6 protein-coding genes and 1 pseudogene are annotated in these 6,589 nt (G+C 66.9%); 3 read left to right on the forward strand and 4 right to left on the reverse strand.

The features are described 5' to 3' along the window. The first annotated feature begins 108 nt into the window (after positions 1 to 108). Complete coding sequence (locus tag RBT54_RS13785; RefSeq protein WP_320367644.1) at positions 109 to 606, forward strand: flavin reductase family protein; 498 nt, start codon at positions 109 to 111, stop codon at positions 604 to 606. Positions 607 to 631: 25 nt separating this feature from the next. On the opposite strand, the gene RBT54_RS13790 is transcribed toward RBT54_RS13785, so the two are convergent. Continuing rightward, positions 632 to 1,795 carry a hypothetical protein gene (locus tag RBT54_RS13790; protein ID WP_320367645.1) on the reverse strand — a complete coding sequence of 388 codons (1,164 nt, stop codon included), beginning with the start codon at positions 1,793 to 1,795 and terminating at the stop codon, positions 632 to 634. A 221-nt stretch (positions 1,796 to 2,016) separates the two neighbouring features. Between RBT54_RS13790 and RBT54_RS13795 the strand changes: the two are divergent. Then, positions 2,017 to 2,295, forward strand: a pseudogene (locus tag RBT54_RS13795) (HU family DNA-binding protein); the annotation flags it as partial. A 514-nt stretch (positions 2,296 to 2,809) separates the two neighbouring features. Next, positions 2,810 to 4,123 carry a DEAD/DEAH box helicase gene (locus RBT54_RS13800; RefSeq protein ID WP_320367646.1) on the forward strand — a complete coding sequence of 438 codons (1,314 nt, stop codon included), beginning with the start codon at positions 2,810 to 2,812 and terminating at the stop codon, positions 4,121 to 4,123. Between the two features lie 157 nt (positions 4,124 to 4,280). Here the strand turns inward: RBT54_RS13800 and RBT54_RS13805 are convergent, their stop codons facing one another. The 3 genes from RBT54_RS13805 to RBT54_RS13815 form a co-directional block, all read right to left on the reverse strand. Continuing rightward, entirely contained in the window at positions 4,281 to 4,883 is a 603-nt protein-coding gene (locus RBT54_RS13805; RefSeq protein ID WP_320367647.1) for a cysteine hydrolase family protein, read from the reverse strand. A gap of 102 nt (positions 4,884 to 4,985) precedes the next feature. Continuing rightward, complete coding sequence (locus RBT54_RS13810; protein ID WP_320367652.1) at positions 4,986 to 5,738, reverse strand: amino acid ABC transporter ATP-binding protein; 753 nt, start codon at positions 5,736 to 5,738, stop codon at positions 4,986 to 4,988. 46 nt (positions 5,739 to 5,784) lie between these two features. Then, complete coding sequence (locus tag RBT54_RS13815) at positions 5,785 to 6,435, reverse strand: amino acid ABC transporter permease (protein ID WP_320367648.1); 651 nt, start codon at positions 6,433 to 6,435, stop codon at positions 5,785 to 5,787. Between the last annotated feature and the right edge of the window lie 154 nt (positions 6,436 to 6,589).

Consider the following 6,589-nt stretch of genomic DNA (forward strand, 5'->3'; position numbering starts at 1 on the left):
ATTGCATGCATCAAGGTGTTCGCCCTCGACGCTGGTCGCGCGCGCAGGGATAATCCGCGCTTCGATTGCACTACAGCAGAGCGCGGATAAACCGCGACGGCCCATCCCATGACCCAACAGCGTTTCCCCAGCGAGGACTTCTCGCGCAGCCTACGTAATGCGCTTGGCATGTTCGCTACCGGCATCACGGTGGTGACCACGCGGACTCCCGCCGGCGAGCCGATCGGCCTGACGGTCAATTCGTTCAACTCGGTGTCGCTCGATCCGCCACTGATCGTGTGGAGTCTGGCGAACGACCTGCCCAGCCGCGGGCTTTTCGAAGCGTGCGAATACTACGCGATCAATGTGCTGGCCGAATGTCAAACGGAATTGTCGCAGCGCTTCGCGAGCCGGATCGAGGACAAGTTTGCCGGGCTCGAGTACGACACGGGCGCGGGCGGCGTGCCGTTGCTCAGGGGCTGCTGCGCGCGCTTCCAGTGCCGCAACACCGTGCGCCATGAGGGCGGTGACCACCTTGTCTTCATCAGCGAAGTCGTTGACTTCGACCGCGAAGCGCGTGCGCCATTGATCTATTTCGGTGGCGCCTACCGCCAGCTCAAGGACTGAGTAACCGGCAGACACCGGGACACGCTCAGGCGCGCTTTTTGGGCGCAGGGCGTTCGATGACGTCGACGGTGTGGACGATGGAAGGGTCGAGGGCGAGCGCCAGCACGTTAAGGCGCTTGCGTGCGCCCTCGAGATTCTCGCCTGTTTCCGGCCCGCTCAGCGCTTCGCGGTAGAAGGGGCCCTCCGGGTGGAAGTTCCATGCTCCGGCCGGGACCATTGCACAGTCGGCGATCACGCCATCGGCGATTCTGACCCAGCACAGCAGCGTGCCACGCGCAGTGGCCACGCGCGCCACGCCCACCAAGGGGCCAGCCTGAACCGCGTCGACCAGCGGCGGAACGTCGTCGGTGTAGGGGTAGCGCATCCGGCTCGCACAGTCGGCCACATCGATGGCCTTGGCGAACAGGCGGGCCGACACCCGGTGTCCGCGCTCCAGCAGCAGGCGTACGAGTGGCGACGGCGCGTGGCGGGCGAGCGGCCCCGTCTCGGCTGGCGCACCGCCAAAGGTCGGGTGACGCACGAAGTCCGCAGTGGGCCAGCTCCCCACGCCGCTCACCCAGGCCGCGGCGCTGAGCATGCCGAGCAACTGGGCCGGGCCGCCGCGGGGTGAGCTCGTCGGACCCATCGCGATCAGCCCGTTCATCACCGAACTCAGGCTGCCGCCGGCATTGAGCCGGTCGATGAATTCGCCGATGCCGTGGGGCATGCGGATCTGGTTGAAGAAGCCGGCGAGCATCTCGCGGGCGACCAGGTCGAGCACGTCTCCGCCGAGCGCGAATGCGGTCTCGGGGTCGAGCGGCGCGATCAACTGGCGGTGAAATTCGGCGAAACGGTTCAGGCGTGGCTCGAATCCGAACTGCGGTGGCCAGTCGATCAGCAGGCGGCGCAGATGGGTATCGGCCATCTCGGCGGCCAGCGCGCGTTCGGTGGCGATCTGGGTGTCGAGCTCCGCAGGCGGCTCGCCAAGTGCCGCCGCGCACGCCCGTTCGACTGCGCAGGCGTGGGCACGCGGGCTGTGGCTGGCGTGGGCGCTCAGGTGGGCGGTGGCTGCGGCGGGCGTCATGCCCACGACCTGCGTACCCATCCAGGCCAGCGCCGGAATATGCACCTTGACCTGGGTGACGTTTCCACCCTGGCGTGTGGCGGTGATGCGGATGGTGTCGTCGCCGGCAGGGGCTTGTGTGTTCATCGTCGATATCTTTCGTGGTCGTGTTGCTGGCAGGAGGATACCCCCTGTTGTTGCCCGGAGTGGGCTTTCCGTGCCGCGACCGCATGCGGGCGTACCTTGTGTGACGCGCCATGGCGGATGTCACGGACGGACATCAGGAGGCGCCCCACAAGCCGCGACGGTGCTAGAATCCGCCGCGTAGACCGGACTTTCCAAAATCCCACTCACACCAATCGAGGAAAAGCATGAATAAAGGTGAATTCGTCGAAGCCCTGGCTGACCGTCTGGATGTTTCCCGCGCTCAGGCCGATCGCGCGCTGTCTGCTGTGCTCGACATCATCGCCGAGCAACTGGGCGAGGGCGAGAAGGTTGCCTTCACCGGTTTCGGTTCCTTTGAAGTTTCCGAGCGTGCCGCTCGCACGGGTCGTAACCCGCAGACCGGCGCCACGATCGAGATCGCTGCGTCGAGCGTCCCCAAGTTCACTGCCGGCGCCACGCTGAAAGCCGCGGTCAACAAGTAACTGGCAAGTCGAGATTCCTCGACCGGGGTGCGTCCCCGGCAAGAGCGGGCCCGTATGCACTGTACCGGCCCGCTTTTCTTTTGTCCGAATGCGGCTTGGACAAGTAAACGGCGACAACACGATCAAAAGCGATTATACTACGCCCCGTTGTGCAATGCAGCATCAGGGCCATACAGGTTTCTGGCGAGGACAAGGATGCCCGCCGACCGGCCCCAGGGACTGTAACCACAGCCCCATCGCCCCCGACCTCCCGCCGAACCCCATTCGTTCTTCCGATCGTCTGGCATCGTGACAACCGGTTGGTGCCGATGCGCGGTCTTTCTGCAGCGGTTTTGCGACCGTCTTGCGAATCGACCGGCCACGCCCATCGCGCGTTCGTCGCCCTTGCGATTCCGTGCGCCCTGACTGTTTCTGCAGTCCTGGCGCGCCGCGATGCCATGCGGCCCGATTTCACGGGCCCGAATTAGTCCTTCCCTCCTTTGTGGGCCGGACAGCAAGACACAGGAAGAACCACATGACGTTTCAAAGCCTCGGCCTCGCCGCAGAACTCCTCAATGCCGTCGAACAGACCGGCTACACCGTCCCGACGCCGGTGCAGATGCTGGCCATTCCGGCTGCGATTGCCGGACAGGATCTGCTGGTGTCCAGTCACACCGGCAGTGGCAAGACCGCTGCGTTTACGCTGCCCGCCCTGCAGAAGATCATCGATCGCCGCCCCACCCCGGGCAGTGGCCCGCGCGTGCTGGTGCTGACCCCCACCCGTGAGCTTGCGCAGCAGGTCGAGAAGGCCGTGCAGACCTACGGCAAGGCACTGCGCTGGCTCAACACCGCGTGCCTCGTCGGCGGCGCGCCGATGTTCGCCCAGATCAAGCAGTTGCAGCGCCAGTGCGACGTCGTCGTCGCTACGCCCGGCCGCCTGCTCGACCACCTCAATCGCCGCAAGATCAAGCTGTCCGACGTCGAAGTGCTGATCCTCGACGAAGCCGACCGCATGCTCGACATGGGCTTCGCCGAAGATATCGACGCCATCGTCGCCGCCACCCCGGCCAAGCGCCAGACGCTGCTGTTCTCGGCCACGCTCGACGGTGTCGTGGGCAACCTGGCGTCGCGCCTCACCCGCAACCCGCAGCGCATCGAGATCGAAGTCGCGCAGCAGGATCGCGGCCAGATCGAGCAGCGCCTGATGTTCGCCGACGACCTCGGCCACAAGGGCCGCCTGCTCCACGCCCTGCTCGGCGAGGAAGGAATGAACCAGGCGGTGGTGTTCACCGCCACCAAGCGCAGCGCCGACGAGCTGTCGCTCTCGCTCCAGGAAAAGGGCATCTCCGCCGCTGCGCTGCACGGCGACATGCACCAGACCCAGCGTAACCGTACCCTCGACCGCCTGCGCCAGGGCCGCATCGGCGTGCTGGTGGCGACCGACGTCGCCGCGCGCGGCATCGACGTCGCCGGCATCAGCCACGTCATCAACTTCGACCCGCCGCGCCAGGCCGAGGACTACGTTCACCGCATCGGCCGTACCGGTCGTGCCGGTCGCGACGGGATCGCGATCACCCTGTCGGGTCCGCGTGAAACCGGCCTCATCCGTGCCATCGAGCGCTTCACCGGCGACCGCCTGGAAGTGCACACGATCGCCGGCATGGAGCCGTCGCCGCGCAAGCCTGCTGGGCCCCGCCCGGCTGGCAGCAGCACGGGGCGTCGATTCGGCAGCGGTGGCGGCACTGGCCGTCCGGCTGGCGACAATCGCCGTAGCGCTGGCGGCTTCAATCGCGATGGTCACCCGTCGCGCAGCGAGCGCAGCCACGGCGATCACCGCTCGCGCGGCTGATCGACGCTCCTCCCGGGCACGGCAAAAGCGCCTGCCCGCGCACCTCGCGTGCGTTCACGGCCCCTCTGCGGCGAAGTCGCCGCAGAGGGGCCGTGGTCTGTTTACCGGGATGCCGTGCGGCAGCGCGATGAGGCGCTCGAGGCTAGGCGGCCAGGGTTCAGTCTGGAACCGCGGCGCCGTCTGCCACCACCACCGCGAACAGATCGGCCAGCGCCGCGAGCGCCGCGGACTGCAGGACCGCAGCCTCGACCACGCTGCCGTCGGGCGCGGCCAGCGCTCGGGTGGCGGTGGCCGCCGCCGGAACGGTCACCGCGTAGCCGAGGTTGAAGGCGCCACGTGCGGTGGAGTTGATGCACATGTGGGTCATGAAGCCGACCACGACCAGGTTCTTCACGTCGGCGGCCTTCAGGCGCGCGTCGAGGTCGGTGCCGACGAAGGAGTTCGGGTAGTGCTTGACCACCACCGCCTCGTCGGCGGCCGGCGCGACCTTGTCGGCGATCGCGCCGCATTCGGCGCTGGGGTCGTAGGGCGAACCGGGGCCGGCGTCGTGCTGGATGTGCACCACCGGAATCTTCAGCGCGCGCGCCCGGGTCAGCAGTCGTGCGCATTCGTCCAGCGCCGGCTCCACGCCTTCGAGCTGCATCACGCCGCTGCGGTAGGCGTTCTGGGCGTCGACGATGATCAGCGCCGAATCGGACAGGTGGGTCGGGGTGGCGGGCAGGCCGGATAGCTGGCGCAGGGTGGTCGATGCGGTGCTCATGGGCAATCTCCTGGGGGTTTGGAAGAACGGACGCAGGTCGCTTACAGGCCGCTTCTTGCCTGCATCAATGCATTTTCCTGCGCCAAATGGCTGCAATCGTGCTCAGAGCATGCTGTCGAGAAACGCTCGCGTGCGCGGATGCTGCGGGCTGGCGAAGAACTCCGCCGCCGGCCGCGACTCGATGAGTTCGCCGCCGTCCATGAACACCACCCGGCTTGCCACCTCGCGCGCAAAACCCATCTCGTGCGTCACCACCAGCATGGTCATGCGCTCGTCGGCAAGCTGGCGCATGGTACGCAGCACCTCGCCGGTCAGTTCCGGGTCGAGCGCTGACGTGGGCTCGTCGAACAGCATGATGTCGGGCTCCATCGCCAGCGCACGCGCAATCGCCACGCGCTGTTTCTGGCCGCCGGAGAGCCGCGATGGGTAGGCGTCGCGCTTGTCGAAGAGGCCGACCTTCTTGAGCAAGGCCTCGGCCTTGGGCAGGACGACCTCGCGCTTCAAGCCCTTCACGGTCAGCGGCGCCTCGATCACGTTCTGCAGCACGGTGAGGTGTGGGAACAGGTTGAAGTGCTGGAACACCATGCCCATGCGTGCGCAGATGCGGCGAACCTCGGCGTCGGCGACATAGCGCGCGCGGCCGTGGGCGTCGTTGTCGGCAAGCACGTCGCCCTCGATCACGATGCGCCCGGCGTCGATGCTCTCCAGATGGTTGAGGCAGCGCAGGAAGGTACTCTTGCCCGAACCGGATGGACCGATCACGGCCACCACCTCGCCCTTGGCCAGGGTCAGCGAAACGCCCTTGAGCACCTCGTTGGCGCCGAAGCGCTTGTGGATGCCCTCGGCGAGGATCATCGGGCCCGTCTGCGAATCCGCCGGCGGTGGGCTCATCGGCACGGCCTCAGTCATAGACGGCATGGCGTTTCTCCAGACGCTGGAAGAACCAGGTCAGCACCAGCGTCATCAGCAGGTAGAAGCCCGCGGCGACGATGAAGGGCGTGATCGTGAAGTCGCGCTGCACGATGCCGCGCGCGGCGCGCAGCAGATCGTTGAGCGCGAGCACGTAGATCAGCGAGGTGTCCTTCACCAGGGTGATGGTCTCGTTGCTCATCGGCGGCAGGATGCGCTTGACCACCTGTGGCAGCACGATGCGGCGCATGGTCTGGCTGTAGGAAAAGCCGAGCACCTTGGCGCCCTCGTATTGGCCGCGGTCGATCGACTGGATGCCGGCGCGGAAAATCTCGGCAAAGTAGGCCGCGTAGTTGAGCGCGAAGGCCACGATCGCCGCCGGGAAGTCGGGCAGGCGCACGCCGATCACCGGGACGAAGGGCAGCGCGAAGTAGATGAACAGCAACTGCAGCATCAGCGGCGTGCCGCGCATCAGCCAGATGTAGCCGTTGACCGCCTGGCTGGCGACGGTGAAGCGCGAGATGCGGATCAGCGCCAGCGCCAGGCCGAGCGGCACGGCCAGCGCGAGTGTGATGAAGAACAGCTTGAGCGTGACCAGCGAGCCCTCGGCGAGCGGGCCGAGGATGCTGAGGATGTAGTCCATGAGGGGTGCTCGGACGCTGAAGGGTTTGAGCCCTGGGTGGGCTGGAAGGGGATGCCAGTGGGCGGCCCTGGCGGGAGCGGGGCCGTGGGAGCGGGCTTGCCCGCGAAAAATGCCTGCATCAGCGCGCATTCGCGGGCTAGCCCGCTCCCACGGC

This window comes from Thauera sp., assembly GCF_034003485.1.
Taxonomy (GTDB): Bacteria; Pseudomonadota; Gammaproteobacteria; order Burkholderiales; family Rhodocyclaceae; genus Thauera.